Source organism: Aeromonas sp. R7-1 (genome assembly GCF_040908115.1).
GTDB lineage: Bacteria > Pseudomonadota > Gammaproteobacteria > Enterobacterales > Aeromonadaceae > Aeromonas > Aeromonas caviae.
In genome coordinates, this window is the sequence record NZ_JBFODD010000005.1 from 1 (window position 1) to 20,938 (window position 20,938).

The following is a 20,938-nucleotide window of genomic DNA, read 5'->3' on the forward strand; positions in this document are numbered from 1 at the left end:
GGCCTTCCCATCAGAAGCCTGGCACCCCTTTCATGTCAGGCAGTTGGTGCGCAATCCCCTTGTGGCAGTCGATGCAGGTGTTGGCCCCGCTTGCCAGGTTGGTGGAGTGCATCTGGGCGGCCCGACGCCCTTGCAGGGAGAAGTCCATGTACTCGAAGTTGTGGCAGTTGCGGCACTCGCGCGAATCCGTCTCCTTCATCCGCTGCCACTCCCGCTCGGCCATCTCCCGCCGGTGGGATTCAAACTTCTCGCGGGTATCCACCTTGCCGGTGATCATGCCCCACAGCTCCTTGGAGGCCTGCACCTTGCGGATGATCTTGTAGGTCCACTCGTGGGGTACGTGGCAATCCGGGCAGCTGGCCCGCACGCCGGAGCGGTTGGCGTAGTGGATGGTGTCGCGGTACTCCACGAACACGTTGTCCTTCATCTCGTGGCAACCGGTGCAGAAGGCCTCGGTGTTGGACGCTTCCATGGCGGTGTTGAACCCGCCCCAGAAGATGACGCCACCGAAGAAGCCCATCAGCAGGATGACCCAGAGGGCCGCCTTCGACGGTGACTTGAAGGTGGTCCACAGACGCTTCACAAAGCCGGGTAATTTCATCTATGGGTTCCTCAGTTCAGCGCTTCAACCGGTTTGAAGGTATTGTTCACCAGCGGCTTGGCATCCGCTTGCGGCACGTGGCACTGCAGACAGAAGTAGCGACGCGGAGAGACTTCGCCCAGGGTCATGCCGTCGCGGGTCTCGAAGTGGGTGGGGCTTATCTTGGGGGCCTTCATGGCACTGGCGTTCTTGAAGCTGTGACAGGCCAGACACTTGTTGACCTTGTTGTCCACTTCATAGTTGCGGGTGTCGTGGGGGATCAGCGGGGGCTGGTGCATGTACTGGCGATCGTAGAGGTCGCCATCCTTGCGAAAGTTCTTCATGGGGGCCGCGTCGGCATCCGTCACCAGATCCGTGCTTCCCCGCTCCGACTTGATGCCCCCCGTGCTGTTGGTGATCTCGGGGACGGCCGCCATCAAGGAACCCGCCATCAGGCAGGCCAGCATTGCTCCAATCAGCTTCTTCATTATGTGTTCTCCGACGTTTTCTCTGCCTTGACGGCAAAACCTACAGTGATTTCAAAAACTTGCTCCGCGCAGACATCGATGCAACGGCCGCAGTTGGTACACTCCTGAGCCGCAATCAAGGGCCCGTGACCACGCCTGGCACCGTGAACGGGGCCGCGCAGGATGGGACGCTCCGGGCAGACCGCATAACAATCCATGCAGTTGCTGCACCGCTCGCGCCCCGAGGCTGCAATCTTGATGAACCCGACCCGGTTGACCAGGGCATAGAAGGCCCCCACCGGACAGAGGTGGCCGCACCAGCCCCGCTCCACCACAAAAAGGTCGAACAGGAACAGCGCCGCCAGCAGGCCCCAGCCCACCCCCATGCCAAACAACAGGCCGCGCAGGGTGAGCGACACCGGATTGACCAGCTCCCACACCAGCACGCCTGTGATGGCCGGTGCCACCAGCACCATGGCCAGCAGCCAGTAGCGGGTAGCGCGGTTGAACTGACCATTGCCCTTGAGCCCGAGCCGCCCCCTGAGCCAGGCGGCGGCATCGGTGACCAGGTTGACCGGACAGACCCAGGAGCAGAACACCCGCCCCCCGGCCAGCCAGTAACCCACGAGCACCAGCCCGGCCCCGAGCCACAGGGTGGGGATGGGCCACTGGCCCGCCGCCACCGACTGCAGCAGGGTCAGGGGATCCGTGAGGGGCACCGTCTCCAGCAGCAAGGAGCTGGAGAGGTTGCCCTTGAGGATCCAGATGCCTGCGAGCGGCCCCAGCAGGAACAGCCCCAGCACCCCGAACTGGCAAAGCCGGCGCAGCAGCAGGAAGCGATGGGCACGCCACCACCCCAGCCTGGCCGTGGCCTCGGCTCCCGGATACCGACTCATAGCCCCTCCGGTTTGCGGGTCGGCAGGGTCAGTCGCTCACCGATAAGGGACTTGCCCGCCTTCTCCTTCTCTTCCCAGCCGAGCCGGTAGTGGTGACCCAGCTCCCCCTTGGCAAGCCCGCGAGGCACCACCTTGATGGCAGCCTCCTCCAGCACGCAGGCGTGCTCGCACTTGCCGCAGCCGGTGCAGAGATCGCTGTGCACCGTGGGCAGGAACATGGCGTGCTTGCCGGTGCGCGGGTTGTGTTGCAGCTCAAGGGTAATGGCCTTGTCGATGAGGGGGCAGACCCGGTAGCAAACGTCGCAGCGCAGCCCCAGGTAGTTGAGGCAGGTCTCGTGATCGATGAGCACCGCCACCCCCATCCGTGCCTGATCGATGTCGGTCATGGCCCGATCCAGGGCCCCGCTCGGGCAGGCCGCCACGCAGGGGATATCGTCACACATCTCGCACGGGACGGCGCGCGCCTTGAAGTAGGGGGTGCCGGTGGTCACGGGTTCAAACAGCCGGGCGAGCTTGAGGGTGTCGTAGGGGCAGGCCAGGGCGCAGAGTCCGCAGCGCACACAGGCGCCGAGAAACTCGGCCTCGTCGAGGGCCGCCGGCGGGCGCAGCGCCTGGGCAGGCAAAGCCTGCACCTGCTGGCGCGCCATGCCGCCGAGCCCCACGCCAAGCAGGCCCACACCGCAGGCCCCCTTGGCCATGTCGGCCAGAAACTGGCGCCGACTACGACTCATCTCGCGCTCCCCCGCCTTATGCCTTGACGACCTTGACGGCGCACTTCTTGTAATCCGTCTCTTTGGAGAGCGGATCCGTGGCGTCCAGGGTCAGCTTGTTGACCAGCTGGCTCGCGTCGAAGAAGGGCATGAACACCAATCCCTTGGGCGGACGGTTGCGGCCGCGGGTCTCGACCCGGGTCTTCACCTCGCCCCGGCGGGAGGAGACGATTACCTCTTCGCCACGGCGCACACCGCGAGCCTTGGCATCTTCCGGGTGCATGAAGAGCACCGCATCCGGGAAGGCGCGATAGAGCTCGGGGACCCGGCGGGTCATGGTGCCGGTATGCCAGTGTTCCAGCACGCGGCCGGTGGAGAGCCACATGTCGTACTCTTTGTCCGGAGCCTCGGCGGCGGGTTCATAGGGCAGCGCGAAGATGACCGCCTTGCCGTCGGGCTTGCCGTAGAAGCGCACGCCCTCCCCCGCTTTCACGTAAGGGTCGAACCCTTCGCGATAGCGCCACAGGGTCTCCTTGCCGTCCACCACAGGCCAGCGCAGGCCACGGGCTTCGTGATACTGATCGAACGGCGCCAGGTCGTGGCCATGGCCGCGACCGAAGGAGGCGTACTCCTCAAAGAGCCCCTTCTGGACGTAGAAACCAAAGTGCTCGGCCTCGTCGTTCAGGGCACCCTTGCTCTGCTCTTTCGGGAACTGGTTCACCTGGCCGTTGGCATAGAGCACGTCGAACAGGGTCTTGCCCTTCACTTCCGGCATCTTGGCGATGAGTTCGGCCGGCCACACCTCTTCCACGGTGAAGCGCTTGGAGAACTCCATCAGCTGCCACAGGTCGGATTTGGCCCCTTCCGGTGCCTTCACCTGCTGGTGCCAGAACTGGGTGCGACGCTCGGCGTTGCCATAGGCACCCTCTTTCTCCACCCACATGGCGGTGGGCAGGATGAGGTCGGCCGCCTGGGCGGTCACGGTCGGATAAGGGTCGGAGACCACGATGAAGTTGGCCGGGTTGCGATAACCGGGCAGCGCCTCTTCATTCATGTTCGGGCCGGCCTGCATGTTGTTGTTGCACATCACCCAGTAGGCGTTGAGCTTGCCGTCTTTCAGCATGCGGTTTTGCAGCACGGCGTGGTAGCCCACCTGCTCCGGGATGGTGCCTTCCGGCAGCTTCCAGATCTTCTCGGCGATGGCGCGGTGTTTGGGATCCGTGACCACCATGTCCGCCGGCAGACGGTGGGCGAAGGTACCCACTTCACGGGCGGTGCCACAGGCGGAGGGCTGGCCGGTCAGGGAGAAGGGGCCGGAGCCCGGCTGGGAGATCTTGCCGGTCAGCAGGTGGATGTTGTAGCAGAGGTTGTTGGCCCAGACGCCACGGGTGTGCTGGTTGAACCCCATAGTCCAGTAGGAGACCACCTTCTTGTCCGGATCCGCATAGATCTGGGCCAGCTTCTCGAGCTTGTCCTTGGGCACACCGGAGAGCTTGGAGACGGACTCCAGATCGTAATCCGCCACGAACTTGGCGAAGTCCTCGAAGCTCATGGGGGTGGAGTCTCCGCTGTCCGGGTTCTTGGCCTTTTGCTGCAGCGGGTTGGTGGGACGCAGGCCGTAGCCGATGTCGGTCACCCCTTTGCGGAACTGGGTGTGTTTGTTGACGAACTCCCAGTTCACCTTGTCGTTCTGGATGATGTAGTTGGCGATGTAGTTGAGGATCGCCAGATCGGTCTGGGGGGTGAACACCATGCCGTTGTCCGCCAGCTCGAAGCTGCGGTGCTCGAAGGTGGAGAGCACGTGCACCTGCACATCCTGGTGGGACAGACGGCGATCGGAGATGCGCGACCAGAGGATGGGGTGCATCTCGGCCATGTTGGAGCCCCACAGCACGAAGGCGTCGGCCTGCTCGATGTCGTCGTAGCAGCCCATGGGTTCATCCATGCCGAAGGTACGCATGAAGCCCACCACCGCGGAGGCCATGCAGTGACGGGCATTGGGATCCAGGTTGTTGGAGCGCAGGCCTGCCTTCATCAGCTTGGCGGCGGCATAGCCTTCCCAGACGGTCCACTGGCCGGAGCCGAACATGCCGACGGCGGTCGGGCCCTTCTCTTTCAGGGTCGCCTTGAACTTCTCGGCCATGATGTCGAAGGCCTGATCCCAACTGATGGGGGCGAAGTTGCCGTTCTTGTCGAACTTGCCGTTGGTCATGCGCAGCATGGGCTGGGTCAGGCGATCCTCCCCGTACATGATCTTGGAGAGGAAGTAGCCCTTGATGCAGTTCAGGCCACGGTTGACCGGTGCATCGGGATCCCCCTGGGTCGCCACGACGCGGCCAGCCTGGGAGCCCACCAGCACGGAGCAACCGGTCCCGCAGAAGCGGCACGGCGCCTTGTCCCAGGTGATGGCGGTCTTGTCGGTACTGGTGATCAGGTTCGCCGCCAGAGTGGGGGCACTGACACCGGCCACGGCAGCGGCTGCCGCCACCGCATTGGCCTTCATAAAGTCGCGTCGACTCAGCTTCATGACATATCCTCGCATTGCTTAATCACATCAATGACAGCCATTGTGACGAGCCGCGCTGGCTCAGCTCCATGGCGCTTTATTCCTTTGCTCTGGGCTTTTCGTTCATCGAACGCAGACAACAGACCCGGCATCCCGTGTATTACCCGTGGCGGTCAGCGAACGACTCTTGCGCTTCTGCCACATGACGCCTTATTCCCCATCTTCGGCGTCCATTTCATCGAACTGGTGGTAGATCAGGGCCGCAGAGAGCACCCCGGGCAACCCCTGAATGGTGTCGATGGCCGCCATGATGGGGCGCTGGCTCGGCCCCTCCAGGGTCACCACCAGCTTGCCCTCCTCGCTGACGGCGTGGATCTCGGCCCCGTCCAGGGTCGCAATCCGCTCTGCCAGGGCGTGGCGCAGATCGGGCTGGGTCAGCACCACCAGGCTGGATACATGGAACTCTTCTCGCGTCATATCACCGTTTTCCAACTTGTTCGTCTCTTGGGTCATCGCGAAGCCTCGCCACGAGACAGACCGATGCTGATGCTGCCCACCGGGCAATCCGCCACGCAGGCCCCGCAACCGTTGCACGACTCGGCATGGATGCTGGGGGTGGGTACGCGCCCCAGCCGGGGGGAAAAGCGGATGGCCTGCAGCTCACAGCTGTCCTGACAGCGCTGGCAGAACACCTGGGCCGTGGCCAGACAGCCCGCCTCGATATGGGCCACATACTCCCAGGGTGTCTGGGTTGTCGGCCTGAACACCGGCGCCTGGCAGGCGCTGACGCACTCGGTGCAGAAGGTGCACTCGCCGCGGTGAAAATCCACCGTGGGGAAGCCCCCGTCTCCCTTGATCAGGATCTGCTCCGGACAGGCCGCCAAACAGTCGCCGCAGCGGGTACAGCCGGCCACGAACTCGTCCCAGGAGACGGACCAGGGCAACTGGATCCCGGCCTTGGGGGCGCTCAGGCGTCCCCGAAACAGGCCTCTGCGTGACAAGTTGACCCCATCGGTCATATCGACTCCTCTTTTCGGGGACGGATGCCCCCGCGCGGATCCCGTGACTGGCATTTTCAATACCAATTATAAGCGTGGGTGTATATTGCGGCCCTGACAAGTCAGGGGATATACCACCAGGGAGATAAACAGGGGGGATTCTTGCGCTGGATCAAACCCTTGGCGCAATTAGACACAGCAGGGGCAAGGTAAATTACCCCTATGTGAGGATTGATAATTAATCGAAGGTTATTTGAGGTGCACGGCGGCTGTCAGCCGCCGATGGAGGCCAGGTGGGGGGTCATGCCTGCATTGCCTTCATGGAGGCGATGGGTGGCGGCCTTGCCGGTCAGCGCCTGGCGAATACGCCATTGCAGCGCCTCCTGCTGGCTGTCATCGGTGAGCAGATCCCGCAGTTCCACCCCGTTGTCGCCAAAGAGACACAGGTGCAGCTTGCCCTTGGAGGAGACCCGCAGCCGGTTGCAACCGGCGCAAAAATCCTTGCTGTAGGGCATGATGAGCCCCACCCCGCCCCTCGAGTCCGAGTGCGTGAACACCTGGGCAGGGCCATCATCCACGCCGCGCAGCTGCTGCACCCAGCCGCTCTCTTGCAGACGCTGCTTGATGAGTTCACCGCTGGTATGGTGATCGCGAAACAGGGCGTCCATCTCGCCGGTCTGCATCAGTTCGATGAAACGAAGCTCGATGGGTTTGTCCCGGATCCAGGCGAGGAATGTCTCGAGCTGATGATCATTGAGCCCCTTGAGCAGCACGGCGTTGATCTTGACCGACCGAAAACCTGCACTCAGGGCGGCGTCTATCCCCGCCATCACCTCCGCCAGCTTGTTCTCGCCGGTGATCTGGTGGAACTGGCGGGGATCCAGGCTGTCGACGCTGACGTTCAGGGCCGTCAGCCCCGCATCGAACCACTCGCGGGCACGCTCCTTGAGGCGATACCCGTTGGTGGTCATGGCCACCTTCTCGATGCCGGGAGTATTGGCCACCGTCTCGATGATGGCCGTGAAGTCGCGACGCAGGGAGGGCTCGCCTCCGGTCAGACGCACCTTGCGCGTCCCCATGGCCGCAAACCCGGAGACGACGCGACGGATCTCCTCCAGGGAGAGGAAGGACTGGCGCCCCTCACCATCTCCTTTCGGCGGGTGATAGCCGTCCGGCAGACAGTAGGTACAGCGGAAATTGCAGACGTCGGTGACCGACAGACGCAAATAGTAAAAGCGACGGGAAAAACCATCTTCAAGTGGCAACATAAACACCTTTCCAAATACGGGAGGCCAGGGCATTTCTTTCCTGACCCTTTCAGCTCGAACATCGGCTGACGGCGATCTCCCCCTATCTCAATGACTTAGGCAAAATCGCTCGGAGTTCATCTAGTTTTTCGATGCTAGCACAACTTGGAGTACACTCCCATGCTACTTTGTGGGGTCTTTGTGGGTGAAAAGGGAGCCGGTCGGCATGGGAAAATGGTTCAGAGTGCAGTCGGTCAGCAGCGCCATCGGTCGCTCCATGGTGCTGATCCTGTTCATGGCCAGCCTGATCGCCGTGGTGGCCATGGTCACCCTCTTCTATTCGGTTCCCGATGCCAAGGCCATCAACCTGTCGGGCTCCCTGCGCATGCAGGCCTACCGCATGGCCTATGAAATCGAGAAGGATCAGGTCGTCCTCGGTCGGCTCGCCCAGTTTGAACAGACCCTTCATGCCCCCGAGCTGCAGGAGACCCAGCGCTGGATCACGCCCGCCTCCCTGCGCCGCACCTATGGTGAAGTCCTGCTGCAATGGCAAGTGATGCGCGAACACATCGAGAATGCCACCCCCAGCCGTTATACCGACAATACGGAGCAGTTCGTCGCCGCCATCGATGACTTCGTCAACCAGATGCAGTACCACGTGGAGTTCAAGGTTCGCATGCTGGCCCTGGCAGAGGGGTTGGGTCTGCTCGCCATCATCACCATCGCCTGGTGCACGGTGCGCTTCACCCGCCAGCAGGTGGTGGCCCCCCTCAACCAGCTGGTCTATTGCGCACGCCAGATCCAGCGTCAGGAGTTCGATCTCACCCTGCCCCCCCACTGTGAAAACGAGCTGGGAGAGCTGTCGGGGGCGTTCGCGACCATGGCCGACGAGCTTGGCAAACTCTACCGGGAGCTGGAGAGCAAGGTGGAGGAGAAAACGGCCAAGCTGCAACAGGCCAACGACACCCTCTCCTTCCTCTATTCCACCGCCCAGAAACTGCACGCGGCGCCCCTCAGCCGCCGCACCCTGCAAAAGCTGCTGGAGCGGGCAGCCGCCCACCAGCACATCGAGTACATCCGCCTCACCCGCTTCGAGCACAATGCGATGCCGGTCTACATCACAGGGCGCAAGGGGTGGCCGGGGGATCTGGACGCCGTGGTGAGCTTCTACCTGCAGATGGATGACGAGGAGTACGGCCGGCTCGACATGATAAGCGACCACCCCATCGACGAGCGGCTGATGAAGAACTTCTCCATGTTGCTGGCCCAGGTGCTGCACAAGGATCAGACCCTGCTGCAGCACCAGCGCCTGCTCCTGATGGAAGAGCGCGCCGTCATCGCCCGTGAACTGCACGACTCCCTCGCCCAGGCCCTCTCTTACCTGAAGATCCAGGCCACGCTGCTCAAGCGCTCCTTCGCCAAGGGGGACAGGGCCAAGACCGAGGCAGCCATGGAGCAGATCGACGAGGGACTCAGCAATGCTTATACCCAGTTGCGCGAACTGCTCGGCACCTTCCGCCTCAGCATCGGCGATGCCAACCTGGGTGAAGCCATCGCGGTCATGCTCGAGCAGCTCAAACCCCAGACGCACGCCGACATCAGGCTCCAGTACGGACTGACGGACACCGACCTTGAAGCGGGGCAGCACATCCACATCCTGCAGCTGATCCGTGAGGCAGTGCTCAATGCCATCAAGCATGCCAGCGCGCGGCACATTGACGTTAGCTGTGAGACCCTGGCTGATGGTAACATCCAGGTTCAGATTGCAGACGATGGTGTTGGAATAAGGGGCGCAAGCTCGGCGGTGAATCACTACGGTCTCAGCATCATGAATGAACGCGCCAGCAAATTGCGCGGCCAGTTGACCATCAGTGAACCGCCCTCCGGGGGCACCCGCATACACCTGACCTTTCCCACCAGCCTAACAAGAGACGCCTGATGGACGAGATGAAATACAGTGTTCTGGTCGTGGATGACCACCCCCTGATGCGCAAGGGAATTGTGCAACTGCTGGAGTTGGAAGATAACATCGACGTGGTTGGCGAGGCCTCCAACGGCACCGACGCCGTGGCCATGGCCAAAGAGTCCGAACCGGACCTTATCCTGCTCGACCTCAACATGAAGGGGTTGTCAGGTCTCGATACCCTCAAGGCGCTGCGGGCCGAAGAGGTGACTTCCCGCGTGGTGATCCTGACCGTCTCTGACGCCCGCCAGGATGTGGTTGCCCTGCTCAAGGCAGGCGCGGACGGCTATCTGCTCAAGGACACCGAGCCTGACATGCTGCTGGCCCAGCTGGCTGACGTGATGACCGGCAAGCAGATCCTGAGCGAGCCGCTACGCCCCTATCTCGAGAACATCTACGAGCTGGACCACCTGCAGCAGAAGCTGGAGAGCCTGACCCGACGCGAGATGCAGATCATGCGTGAAATCGCCAAGGGGTTGTCCAACAAGCAGGTCGCCTCCGTGCTCCATATCTCCGAGGGAACCGTCAAGGTCCACGTCAAGAGCCTGCTGAAAAAGCTCGAGGCCCAAAGCCGCGTCGAAGCAGCCGTCATGTACCTGGAACAGCGCAACTGAGGTCCCGGCCTCCGCCAGCAAGGGGCCACCATCCGTGCCTCCTTGCTGGCCCCCTCTTCTTTTCCCCAAATGGCGCGGAACCCGGTGCTCTATTGAGTAGATAGATTATTATTTTCATGACATCGCACGGGAAGGAAACATCGACATGACCTTTGAGCAGATAGAGCTGGTCCAGAAAGCCTGGGGCAGGGTGAGCGCCCTGAACAACAGCTATGTCCAGGAGGTGTATGAAGAGCTGTTCAGATTGTCCCCCGAACTCAGGGCCCTCTTTCCCCCACATCAGGAGCTGCCTGTTGCCAAGGTGTCGGACACCCTGAACACCGTCATCACCAGCCTCTCCCAGCTGGATGCACTGGGTTTCATCATTCGCGATCTCGGCAGGCGTCACCAGCGATTCAACGTTCAACCCCACCAGTTTGCGCTGCTCAAGCAGGCGCTGACCCAGGTACTGGCACGACGTCTCGGCAGTGGTTTTACCCCGGCACTGGCACAGGCCTGGTCGCAGATGTACGACGAAATAGCCGCCCTGATGCTGGACGGCATGACACAGCACACCGAATTCACCACCTGATCTCCTGGCCTTTGCCCCCAATCGCTCAATGGGTCTGTGACAGGCATTTTGCATGAATCAAATTTGCAATATGCGAAAATAGACTCATTCTGCACACGGGGTATGTTCGGCGCCCTAACACCTCACCTGAATCCCTTTCGCACTGCCTTGCCTGCATTCGCGACATCAAATCACAATAGATTGATTTTAAATGGATATTAAAAATAACCACGGGAAATGACTCACCCTTTCGCCACGCCACCTCTCTCTGGCACGGTCACTGCATTGTCACATTCAGCAATGACTGATTAGGAGGATGGAGCATGAAACTTCAACAACTGGCACTGTTCCCCTTGCCGTCCCACATTCTGCCCGGTGGCAAGCTCCCCCTTCGCCTGTTCGAGCCGCGCCACCTGCAGATGCTCAAGGAGTCCTTCCTCGAGGATCGTGGCTTTGGCATCGTGATGGAAGAGACCACCAGCACGGGCACCTGCGGACGGATTCTCCCGGTCGGAACCCGCGTCAAGGTGACTGATTTTTATACCCTCAACGACGGTTTGCTCGGGGTCACCGTGCTCGGCCTTGAACGCTTCTGCATCCACGAGATGGAAACGGATAGCGCAGGCCTCAGGCACGCCCAGGTCGAGCCGTTGCCCAACTGGCCGAGTGCGGATTCTGATGTCAGCGACAACCAGCTGGTCAGCCGATTGAGAGAGGTCTTTGCACAATACCCGGAACTGGATGAGCTCTACCCGGACAAGCAGTTCGACGATGCAGCCTGGCTCTGCCAACGCTGGCTCGAGATCCTGCCCATGCCGATCTATGAAAAACAGATGTTGATTGCCAAACAGAACAGTGAAGCGGCGCGCCAGTTCTTGCGCCGACTGATCGCACAGTGAGTCAAAGAGTGAGTCAACGGTTGGTTTGCAAAACGCGAATTCTCGGCACTGCATTCTTATAATGAAAAAATGAGAATTGCATTTTGCAATCACGGTAGCGATAAATAACACACAATTCAGCTACAGGCCGCAAATAACAGGTTTTGAAAAGTTGGCACGACTTTTTCATATAAAACCGTACAACCCGATTTATCCCGTGCTCTCTTCAGTATTTGCTGAAGAATTGGTCAACCACCAGGTTGACCATTTTTTTTACCCAAAATCGGCCGACATCACCTGCAATGGCGGAGCAGGCAGCTTCGCAGCCTGGCAAGACTGATGGGTTTGGCCAGAAAATCGTTCATGCCCTGGGCAAGGCAGCGGGCCCTGTCCTCCATCATGGCATTGGCCGTCAACGCGACGATGGGCACCTCGCACCCCATGTCCCGCAGGCGCCGGGTCGCCTCCAGCCCATCCATCTGCGGCATCCGCATATCCATCAGGACAAGGTCCGGCTGCTGCTTCGCCACCTGTGCCAGGGCCTCCAGACCATTGCCTGCCAGCCTCACCCTGCACACCAGCTTCTGCAGCATCAGGGATACCACCAGCTGATTGACCGGACTGTCTTCCACCACCAGCACATCCAGCTCCAGTCTGGCGCACTCTTCACTGCCGGGGGCGGCGGCCGGAGCACAGGGAGAGGCCATCCCGGGCAGCTCGAACCAGAAGCAGCTTCCCAGCCCAGGCGTGCTCTGCACGCAAATGTCTCCCCCCATCAGCTGCACCAGCCGCCTGCAGATGGCCAGTCCGAGTCCCGAGCCGGAGAAGCGGCGGGTTGCCGAACTGTCGACCTGATAGAAGGGTTCGAACAGCAACGCCTGATCCTCGGTGGAGATGCCGATCCCCGTGTCGCTGACCATGACCCCCAGCTTTTCCTCCTCCCAGGTCAACGCCAGACGCACGCTGCCGACGGAGGTGAACTTCACGGCATTGCCAAGCAGGTTGCCTATCACCTGGGAGAGGCGGACGGCATCCCCTTGAAGGCGTTCAGGGAGCGTCTCATCCAGATGCCAATGCAGTGTGATTCCCTTGGCACTGGCTTGTGCCTGCAAGGGCTCCACCAGGGCACGGCACAGCTCGGCTGGCTGAAAGGGTTCACAGTGCAGCGTCAGGGTATGTGACTCTATTTTCGAGAAATCGAGCACGTCGTCGATGATGGTCTGCAACAGATGCGCAGAGTGGGTGGCATGGCCGATGAGGGTCTGTTGCGGAGTGTCGAGTCGGCCGTGCTGCAGCAGATCCAGCATCCCCAGCACGGCGTTCATGGGAGAGCGGATCTCGTGGGTCATCATGGCGAGGAACTGGGATTTGGCACGGTTGGCCGTCTCGGCATCGTCCCGCGCCCGCGCCAGCTCCTGCTCGCGGCGGATCTGGCTGCCTATCTCCCGCGCCGTGCCCCGATAGCCAAGGAAGCGGCCACCGTCATCATGGCAAGGCTCCGCATTGATCTCCATCCAGCAAGGCCCGCCCGCCAGCATCACCTGAGCCCGCATTCCCCGCACCGGCAGATGGTGGGCGATCAGGTGCCGGTAGTGGCTCCAGGCCGGGTCCTGCTTGTCGTGGGCAAAATCATAGAGGCTTCTCCCCGTCTGGCGGGCCAGCACTTCCCCCTGATAGCCAGGCGCAGAGACATAGCTGAGCCTGTGCTGGGGATCGGTCTCCCAGAACCAGTCGGAGGCCATGGCGGCAAAACTGCGAAAACGCTGTTCGCTGGCCTGCAGGGCCAGGGTCTTGAGGTCAACCTGTTCTTGCAGGCGAGCCCGATAGGCGATGTTGACCAGGGCCTGGGAGATGAGCGGGCGACAACGCTGCATCGCCGCCTTGCTCTTGAGATCGAAGGTGCCCGCCACGCTGTGCCGGCAGATGAGCACACCGGAAAACCCCGGTCCCTGCAAGCCTGTCATCATGACGCTGGCCCAGCCCGGCGCCCCCGCCAGCGGCGCCAGCTCAGGCAGTTGGGCGGGATCATAGATGACCAGGGTCTCCCCCTTGATGGCCCTGGAGAAGAGCGGTGTCAGCGACCAGGTCCGGCCCACCTCGTCCGGCTGGGTGCTCAGATGGGTGCTGCCCCCTACGGCCTCCCAGGCGACCACGTCCGCCTGTTCGAATCCGATAAAGGGCTTGAGAGCAAGAATGAGACTCTCCAGTACCTGCTCCAGACTCTGGGCCTGTGCCAGGGTCGCCACCCCGCACAGCAGGGCTTGGGACTCCTCCCGATATCTGGCCTCCCGCTCCCGGCAACGCATCAGCTCCACCAGCGTGGTTTGCAGTTTGTCACCCAGGGTTTCGAGTTCGCTATTGCCTATCATCTTGAATCCAGCACAATGTCAGCTCTCGAGGAAGATTACGCTCGACACCATGAGGTTGCCGTGTGCCAGCTCACCATGGGGTAATCGTCCCTGTTCACCGAAGGTAAAGGGCGTGATGAAGGGGATCTCACCCAGCCTCTGACTGAATTGACTGACGATGTCCCCCAGCCTGTCCCCCAGTGCCAGCCGACAACCGGCACAAAACACCACCAGGGCGCCAAAGGGGCGCATATTGCTCGCCATGCCATATTCAGGCTCGATATTCACCGCATTCAGGCTACGCTGCAACAACCCTTCCTGGCTGCTGTACATGAGCAGCAGCCGCTCTCCCAGTCGGGTCTCGGTAAAGAGGCGCAGCCCCTCCCGCGCCGTCACCGCCTCGGGATGGGATAGCTTGTAGTAGGGCAGGTCATCGAGCATGCCGACCTGACGGGCCAATGGCGAGAGCGTCGTCTCCCTGAGGATGGGGCCCACCGGCCAGGGCGTCGCACGCTCGGTCCAGCGACCATAGACCCGGGCCGCCGGCTCGTGATCGATGGTCAGCACCTCCCGCCCGTCTATCCCGGTAATGATGCCGCGACACTCGGTGGGTACATAGCCTGAATGAAACTGGAACGCCAGTTGGCAGTCAGGGTAAAGCACCGCCAACACGCACCCTTGTGATCCCTCCCCTTCGTCCCAGCACAGCTGCCACTGCCCGGCCACGCCATCGTCTGCCGCCGACCCGCCGACGACGGGAACGGTCGCGCCAAACTCGGCGTCGATCCCCGCGAGCACAGCCTCCTCCAGCCCCGGGCTGGTGTGCAGCAACACGAGCTGCGGCAGCTCTCCCGGTCGGCCACCATCGGCGATGGCGCGGCGCAGCAATGCCCGCACATCCGGTTGATCCCCCATCTGGCCAGCCACACCATAAGCCCCCTTGTCATCATAAAGGGCGGCGACCGACAGGCTCCAGCCATGCCGACCATGATGACCATCCTGGGTCAGGATACCGCCGCAGGAGCTGCAACCGATCAGCCGGGTATCGGGAAAACGTGCCTTGAGCGCACGGCGCAGTTCCGCCGCCTCGTGTGCTTGGGTAAAATAGACCAGCAACAGCGATGGAACATGGGATGACTGGGCATGCAACCGCTCTGTAACTTGTTGGGCGGCCAGTGGGGTCGTCTCGGCAAGCGAGTGAGCCGTCAGGAAGTTCAACATCGTCTCCTAGGGGTACGGGATGCTTGCATCAAGCAAAAATCATACCCTTATCAAACAATTACCTGGCCATGGAGACTAGAATGGTGCTCACTGGCCTCCCACGGGATCACTGCATGTGGCAGAAAAATATCAATGACTTCGACCGGGTTGTCGCCATCGGCGGCGGGCACGGTATGGGCCGGGTGCTCTCTTCCCTGTCGTTCTTGGGATCCCGGCTGACGGGCATCGTCACCACCACGGATGATGGCGGCTCCACCGGACGCCTGCGCAAAAGCCAGGAGTGCATCGCCTGGGGGGATCTGCGCAACTGCCTCAACCAGTTGGTGACCACCCCCAGCATCGGTAGCCAGCTGTTCGAGCACCGCTTTACCGGCCGCGGCGAGCTGGCGGGCCACAACCTCGGCAACCTGATGCTGCTGGCCCTCGACAACCTCTGCGTGCGCCCCCTGGATGCCATCCGGCTCATCAGCGACATGCTGGAAATTGAACCCAATCTGCTGCCCATGTCCGAGCATCCCACCGATCTGTGCGCCCACACCGTCTGTGGCGATCAGATCCTGGGAGAGGTCTCCATCGATCAGCTCACCACACCGCCACGGGCCCTGAGCCTGAAACCGGTCGTGCCCGCCACGCGCGAAGCGGTCGAGGCGCTGAGCCAGGCCGACATGATCATCCTGGGGCCGGGCAGCTTCCTCACCTCCATCATGCCTCCTCTGCTGCTGCGCGAGATTGCGGAGGCGATCCGCAGCAGCCGCGCCATCGTAGTGTTCATCAGCAATCTGGTGGACGAAGAGGGTCCGGCAGGCCAGTTGTCACTGTCCAGTCAACATCGTTGGCTGGAAGAGCGGATAGGCAGCGGCCGGATCGATGCCATTCTGGCTCCCGAGGGCCCCCAGGTACCCGAGTTGCAGCACTGCCTCGTTCGGGCCGAGCTGGGTGAAGCGGCCCTCCCCCACCGCCACGACCGCCTCAAGCTGCGGCTGGCACTCGACACCGTGATCCTGAGCAGGCTTGGCGAGCGCGACATGGCGGGCTGATACCCTTCTGGCTCAGTGAAACTGGGCCAGATGGGTGAAGACCTGGGGCAGTGAGTGCTCCAGCTCAGCCAGCAGTCTGCCGGCCTCTTGCTCATCTTCCCGGCGACAGGCGGACTCCAGATCCATCACCTGCTGATAGCTGGGTTTGGCGCCATAGCTGCCACAGGACGATTTCATGCTGTGGGCAACACGCGCCAGGGCTGACCAGTCCCGCTGCTCAAAAAGCGGTCTTAATTGGGCCAACTGCTCGCCTACCTCTTCGACAAACACCGAGATGACGACCGGCATCATCTCGTGACCGATGTCATCTGCCAGTTGTCGCAGCACTTTCTGATCCAGCCACTCCATCTTCTCTTCCCTATGATGGTATTCAAACAGACCACAATATAGCGGACCCACAGCCCCGCTGTCACCCGCCCTTCGGGCATGCCCGTATCGCTCCGGATGCTCTTGGGACACCAGAATGTGAGCAGCTTCAAGTTATCGGTATGTCAGTCAGAATGGAGAGAGATAAAGGTTGTCACAAAATTAACATTAAAGTAACAATGCAACCCATGAGAATGATGCGGCTCAGCAACACCTCTCTCATCCCTTTTTGCCTGTATGGCTGCTGCGAAGAACCAGGGTAGACATCTACCCTGGTATTTTTTATTTCTGGTTCAACAAGTTGGCCGCATTGCCATATTCCAGCTCGCCCAGCCTGAACAGGCAGAACTCCCCGGGCACCATCTTCACCCAATTCTCGTTGCCGGTGAGCGGCCGGGTGGCGATCAGGGTCACCACATCGTTCGGCGTGGTTTCACTCTGAAAGTCGATGGCCACATCCTCATCCAGCAGACGGGCTTCGCCAAAGGGAGCCCTGCGCGTCAACCAGTAAAGATTGTTGCTGCAATAGGTCATCACGAACTCTCCGTCCGACAGCAGCATGTTGAACACCCCGAGCCCGCGCAGCTCGTCGCACAGGGTCGCGAGGTAGCGGAACATGGCGGGGAAATTTGCCGGCCGTTTGGGGTACTTGTGCTCCAGCCTGTCGAGCAGCCAGCAGAAGGCGTGCTCGCTGTCGGTGTCGCCTACCGGGCGGTGGCGCCCCGTGGGCAGCCTCTTGTAACCGGTCAACTGGCCATTGTGGGCAAAGGTCCAGTAACGGCCCCACAGTTCTCGGGTAAATGGGTGGGTGTTTTCCAGGGAGACACACCCCCGGTTCGCCTGCCGGATATGGCTGACCACGGCACGGCTCTTGATGGGCAGTGCCTGGACCAGCTTGGCGATGGGAGACTGGGCGCTGGGTTCGGGATCCTTGAAGGTGCGAAAACCCCGCCCCTCATAGAAGGTGATCCCCCAGCCATCCTTGTGGGGACCGGTCTTGCCGCCCCGCAGCATCAGCCCGGTAAAGCTGAAGCAGATGTCGGTCGGCACATTGGCACTCATGCCGAGCAGTTCGCACATATACCATCCACTCCCTGAATGTCTTGACTCTGGTTTCGTCAATCAACCGTCACGGCTGGATGAGAGGGCCGGTATGGTCACCCATCCCCCCTCTCAATCCCGGATCGTTGATTACTTGGCCATCTCTTTTTCAACCAGCTGGATCAGGATGTGGATCACCTTGATGTGCACTTCCTGGATGCGGTCGGCATAACCGAAGTGCGGCACACGGATCTCCACATCGGCCAGACCAGCCATCTTGCCGCCGTCCTTGCCGGTCAGGGCAATCACCTTCATCCCTTTGGCACGGGCCGCTTCGATGGCTTTGAGGATGTTGCCGGAGTTGCCGCTGGTGGAGATGCCGAGCAGCACGTCACCACGACGGCCGACCGCTTCCACATAGCGAGAGAAGACATAGTCATAGCCAAAGTCGTTGGAGACGCAGGAGAGGTGGCTGGGATCGGAGATGGCGATGCCGGCATAGCCTGGGCGGTTCTCGCGATAACGACCGGTCAGCTCCTCGGCAAAGTGCATGGCATCGCAGTGGGAGCCGCCGTTGCCGCAGGAGAGTACCTTGCCTTCCTGCTTGAAGGAGTCGGCGAGCAGCCTGGCCGCCGCCTCGATGTTTTTCAGATTTTGCTCATCTGCCAGGAACGCCTGGAGCACGCTGGCAGCTTCGGTCAACTCGTTGCGGATCAGTTCTTGGTACATGGTTCTTGAAATCTCGTCGTCCAACATAGGGTGGCGGCATTGTCGCACAAGCCAGTCCAATCGTCGCCCCCCGCCCGCCAAGATGGGGCGGGCAGCGCGTTATGGCGATCACAGAGCCAAGGTAACAGGCTTGTAAACAGCTTGATAAGTTTGTGCGTATGAATTACAACAGGGGCCATATCCAACAGGTCAGACCTCTGGATCAGTTAACGCCAATTTCCCAACCTCGGCAATTCATGCAAGGAGCAAACAATGACGACGACCCTCACTCTGCTCGGGGTGATCCTGGTGATCGGCGCCATGGCCTATCGCCGTGCGTCCCTGTTCACCGCCACGCTTGCCACGGCCGCCGCCCTGGTCGCCGGCACCTTCTATGGCCATGTTCCCCTGCTGGTGTGGGCGCTGTTCGCGGTGATAGCCCTGCCCCTCAATCTGGTGGAGTTTCGCCGCAACCAGCTGACCAAGCCGCTGTTCAAGATCTACAAGTCCATCATGCCGGAGATGTCCCGAACCGAGAAGGAAGCCATCGAAGCGGGGACGACCTGGTGGGAAGCGGATCTGTTTGCCGGCAACCCGGACTGGAAGAAGCTGCACGCCATTCCGGTGAGCACCCTCAGCGCCGAGGAGCAGGCCTTCATGGACGGCCCGGTTGAAGAAGTGTGCCGCATGGTCAACGACTGGGAAGTGACCCACGAGCGTGCCGATCTCTCCCCCGAGGTGTGGCAATACCTGAAGAACAACAAGTTCTTCGCCATGATCATCAAGAAGAAATACGGTGGGCTGGAGTTCTCCGCCTACGCCCAGTCCTGCGTGCTGCAAAAGCTGTGCGGCGCCAGCGCCGTGCTCGCCTCCACCGTCGGCGTTCCCAACTCCTTAGGGCCGGGGGAGCTGCTGCAACACTACGGTACTGACGAGCAGAAGGATTACTATCTGCCCCGTCTGGCCGTCGGCAAAGAGATCCCCTGTTTCGCCCTGACCAGCCCGGAAGCGGGTTCCGATGCGGGCTCGATTCCCGACTTCGGCATCGTCTGCAAAGGCGAGTGGGAAGGGGAAGAGGTGCTCGGCATGCGCCTGACCTGGAACAAGCGCTACATTACCCTGGCTCCCATCGCCACCGTACTCGGCCTCGCCTTCAAGCTGCGTGACCCTGACCACCTGCTGGGTGAGGAAGAAGAGCTCGGCATCACCTGCGCCCTCATTCCGACCCACATCAAGGGAGTCGACATCGGTCGCCGCCACTTCCCGCTCAACGTGCCGTTCCAGAACGGCCCGACCCGCGGCCAGGACGTGTTTGTACCGCTCGACTTCATCATCGGCGGTCCGGCCATGGCCGGTCAGGGCTGGCGCATGCTGGTGGAGTGTCTCTCCGTCGGTCGCGGCATCACCCTGCCCTCCAACAGCACGGGCGGCGTCAAGATGCTGGCCCTGGCCACCGGTGCCTACAGCCGCATCCGTCGCCAGTTCAAGCTGCCGATTGGCAAGATGGAAGGAATTGAAGAGCCGCTGGCACGCCTAGGTGGCAACGCCTACATCATGGGCGCCGCCGCCAAACTGACGGTCACCGGCATCGATCTCGGTGAAAAACCCTCGGTCATCTCCGCCATCGTCAAGTACCACCTCACCGACCGCGCCCAGAAGTGCATCATTGATGCCATGGACATCCATGGCGGCAAGGCCATCTGCATGGGGCCGAACAACTATCTGGCCCGTGGCTATCAGGGGGCGCCCATCGCCGTGACCGTCGAAGGAGCCAATATCCTGACCCGCAGCATGATCATTTACGGTCAGGGAGCCATCCGTTGCCACCCCTACGTGTTGCCGGAGATGCTGGCAGCCAGTCACCCCGACAAAGAGCAGGCGCTGAAAGATTTCGACAAGGCGATGTTCAGCCACGTGGGCTTTGCCATCAGCAACCTGGTGCGCAGCTTCTGGCTGGGGCTGACCGGTGCCCGCTTCGCCGCAGCGCCCTACAAGGATCAGACCAAGGGCTACTATCAGCAGCTCTCTCGCCTCTCCGCCAACCTTGCCTTCCTGTCAGACATGGCGATGGGCACCCTGGGTGGCGAGCTCAAGCGCAAAGAGCGGGTCTCTGCCCGCCTCGGCGACGTGCTGAGCCAGCTCTATCTGGCCTCCAGCGCCCTCAAGCGCTATCAGGATGAAGGCCGCCAGCAGGCCGACCTGCCGCTGCTGCACTGGGCACTGCAAGACGCTCTGTTCAAGGCGCAGGAAGCGATCGACGAGTTGCTGCGCAACTTCCCGAACCGCTGGATTGGTCTGGCCCTGCGCGCCATCGTGCTCCCCCTTGGTCGCGACCTGAAGCGTCCCTCCGACAAGCTCGACAGCCAGGTGGCCCGCCTGCTCCAGGTGCCAAGTGCCACTCGCAGCCGTCTGGCCGAGGGTCAATATCTGACGCGCGAGGAGGGCAACCCCTTCGGGCTGCTGGAACAGGCGCTGGACGATGTGCTGACCGCAGAGCCGCTGTTTGACAAGGTGTGCAAAGCCGAAGGGAGCAAACGCCCCTTCACCCAGCTCGACAAGGTGGCAGAGGCAGGCCTGAGCCTCGGTGTCATCAACCAGGCCGAAGCGGACCTGCTGCGGCGCGCCGAGGAGAGTCGCCTTCGCACCATCAACGTCGATGACTTCGATCCCGTCGACCTGGTGGCCAACAAGGCACTGTTTGAAGCCTCCGCTTATCACAGGGCTGCTTGATGCCTCATGATGCCAGAACGCCTCCCTTGTGGAGGCGTTTTTCATGAAAGGGCTGGTGGATGGCATTCGATACGAAGA

Annotated in this window: 19 protein-coding genes and 1 riboswitch; of the genes, 6 read left to right on the forward strand and 13 right to left on the reverse strand. The window is 61.4% G+C overall.

Annotated elements, in window-relative coordinates; translation table 11 throughout:
* Positions 1-10: 10 nt before the first annotated feature.
* From AB5Y51_RS00400 to moaA, 8 genes are all read right to left on the reverse strand, one after another.
* Entirely contained in the window at positions 11-601 is a 591-nt protein-coding gene (locus AB5Y51_RS00400; protein WP_010674159.1) for a cytochrome c3 family protein, read from the reverse strand.
* A gap of 11 nt (positions 602-612) precedes the next feature.
* Positions 613-1,068, reverse strand: coding sequence for a nitrate reductase cytochrome c-type subunit (locus AB5Y51_RS00405; protein WP_029314277.1), 456 nt, complete (start codon positions 1,066-1,068; stop codon positions 613-615).
* Positions 1,068-1,943 (reverse strand): quinol dehydrogenase ferredoxin subunit NapH, encoded by an 876-nt coding sequence (gene napH, locus AB5Y51_RS00410; RefSeq protein WP_368177878.1) that lies wholly within the window; start codon positions 1,941-1,943, stop codon positions 1,068-1,070. Before napH ends, AB5Y51_RS00405 begins: the two co-directional genes overlap by 1 nt.
* Positions 1,940-2,674: a ferredoxin-type protein NapG gene (gene napG / locus AB5Y51_RS00415; RefSeq protein ID WP_182954343.1), complete on the reverse strand. Its 735-nt coding sequence runs from the start codon at positions 2,672-2,674 to the stop codon at positions 1,940-1,942. The genes napH and napG overlap by 4 nt, the downstream gene beginning before the upstream one ends.
* A 16-nt stretch (positions 2,675-2,690) precedes the next feature.
* Positions 2,691-5,180: a nitrate reductase catalytic subunit NapA gene (gene napA, locus AB5Y51_RS00420; RefSeq protein WP_286700069.1), complete on the reverse strand. Its 2,490-nt coding sequence runs from the start codon at positions 5,178-5,180 to the stop codon at positions 2,691-2,693.
* 189 nt (positions 5,181-5,369) lie between these two features.
* On the reverse strand, positions 5,370-5,672 hold the full coding sequence (locus AB5Y51_RS00425; RefSeq protein WP_010674154.1) for a chaperone NapD: 303 nt from the start codon (positions 5,670-5,672) through the stop codon (positions 5,370-5,372).
* Positions 5,669-6,178, reverse strand: a complete 510-nt coding sequence (gene napF / locus AB5Y51_RS00430) for a ferredoxin-type protein NapF (RefSeq protein WP_368177879.1) — start codon at positions 6,176-6,178, stop codon at positions 5,669-5,671. Before napF ends, AB5Y51_RS00425 begins: the two co-directional genes overlap by 4 nt.
* 251 nt (positions 6,179-6,429) lie before the next feature.
* Positions 6,430-7,425, reverse strand: coding sequence for a GTP 3',8-cyclase MoaA (gene moaA, locus AB5Y51_RS00435; protein ID WP_041215514.1), 996 nt, complete (start codon positions 7,423-7,425; stop codon positions 6,430-6,432).
* Positions 7,413-7,552: riboswitch (molybdenum cofactor riboswitch) on the reverse strand. Its footprint overlaps the gene before it by 13 nt.
* Positions 7,553-7,630: 78 nt before the next feature.
* Here moaA and narQ point away from each other — a divergent pair.
* The 4 genes from narQ to AB5Y51_RS00455 all read left to right on the forward strand — a co-directional run bounded on the left by narQ (position 7,631) and on the right by AB5Y51_RS00455 (position 11,430).
* Entirely contained in the window at positions 7,631-9,343 is a 1,713-nt protein-coding gene (gene narQ / locus AB5Y51_RS00440) for a nitrate/nitrite two-component system sensor histidine kinase NarQ (protein ID WP_041215515.1), read from the forward strand.
* Positions 9,343-9,981, forward strand: coding sequence for a two-component system response regulator NarL (gene narL / locus AB5Y51_RS00445; protein ID WP_039038841.1), 639 nt, complete (start codon positions 9,343-9,345; stop codon positions 9,979-9,981). Before narQ ends, narL begins: the two co-directional genes overlap by 1 nt.
* A 145-nt stretch (positions 9,982-10,126) precedes the next feature.
* Complete coding sequence (locus tag AB5Y51_RS00450; protein WP_039038868.1) at positions 10,127-10,552, forward strand: globin domain-containing protein; 426 nt, start codon at positions 10,127-10,129, stop codon at positions 10,550-10,552.
* A gap of 302 nt (positions 10,553-10,854) precedes the next feature.
* Entirely contained in the window at positions 10,855-11,430 is a 576-nt protein-coding gene (locus AB5Y51_RS00455; protein ID WP_010674148.1) for an LON peptidase substrate-binding domain-containing protein, read from the forward strand.
* 272 nt (positions 11,431-11,702) lie between these two features.
* On the opposite strand, the gene AB5Y51_RS00460 is transcribed toward AB5Y51_RS00455, so the two are convergent.
* Together AB5Y51_RS00460 and AB5Y51_RS00465 are read right to left on the reverse strand one after the other, a co-directional pair.
* On the reverse strand, positions 11,703-13,778 hold the full coding sequence (locus AB5Y51_RS00460) for an ATP-binding protein (protein ID WP_368177880.1): 2,076 nt from the start codon (positions 13,776-13,778) through the stop codon (positions 11,703-11,705).
* An 18-nt stretch (positions 13,779-13,796) separates the two neighbouring features.
* Complete coding sequence (locus tag AB5Y51_RS00465; protein WP_041215518.1) at positions 13,797-14,978, reverse strand: FIST signal transduction protein; 1,182 nt, start codon at positions 14,976-14,978, stop codon at positions 13,797-13,799.
* Positions 14,979-15,091: 113 nt separating this feature from the next.
* Between AB5Y51_RS00465 and yvcK the strand changes: the two genes are divergently transcribed.
* On the forward strand, positions 15,092-16,015 hold the full coding sequence (gene yvcK / locus AB5Y51_RS00470; protein WP_029314269.1) for a uridine diphosphate-N-acetylglucosamine-binding protein YvcK: 924 nt from the start codon (positions 15,092-15,094) through the stop codon (positions 16,013-16,015).
* Between the two features lie 12 nt (positions 16,016-16,027).
* On the opposite strand, the gene AB5Y51_RS00475 is transcribed toward yvcK, so the two are convergent.
* The 3 genes from AB5Y51_RS00475 to lpcA all read right to left on the reverse strand — a co-directional run bounded on the left by AB5Y51_RS00475 (position 16,028) and on the right by lpcA (position 18,151).
* Positions 16,028-16,363: an Hpt domain-containing protein gene (locus AB5Y51_RS00475; RefSeq protein WP_039038838.1), complete on the reverse strand. Its 336-nt coding sequence runs from the start codon at positions 16,361-16,363 to the stop codon at positions 16,028-16,030.
* Positions 16,364-16,663: 300 nt separating this feature from the next.
* Entirely contained in the window at positions 16,664-17,461 is a 798-nt protein-coding gene (locus tag AB5Y51_RS00480; protein WP_010674143.1) for a class II glutamine amidotransferase, read from the reverse strand.
* Positions 17,462-17,572: 111 nt separating this feature from the next.
* The gene (lpcA, locus tag AB5Y51_RS00485; protein ID WP_010674142.1) at positions 17,573-18,151 is read right to left on the reverse strand and encodes a D-sedoheptulose 7-phosphate isomerase; all 579 of its coding nucleotides are present in this window, start codon (positions 18,149-18,151) and stop codon (positions 17,573-17,575) included.
* A gap of 252 nt (positions 18,152-18,403) precedes the next feature.
* Here lpcA and fadE point away from each other — a divergent pair, with 252 nt between their 5' ends.
* Positions 18,404-20,860 (forward strand): acyl-CoA dehydrogenase FadE, encoded by a 2,457-nt coding sequence (fadE, locus tag AB5Y51_RS00490; RefSeq protein WP_368177881.1) that lies wholly within the window; start codon positions 18,404-18,406, stop codon positions 20,858-20,860.
* Positions 20,861-20,938 lie beyond the last annotated feature (78 nt).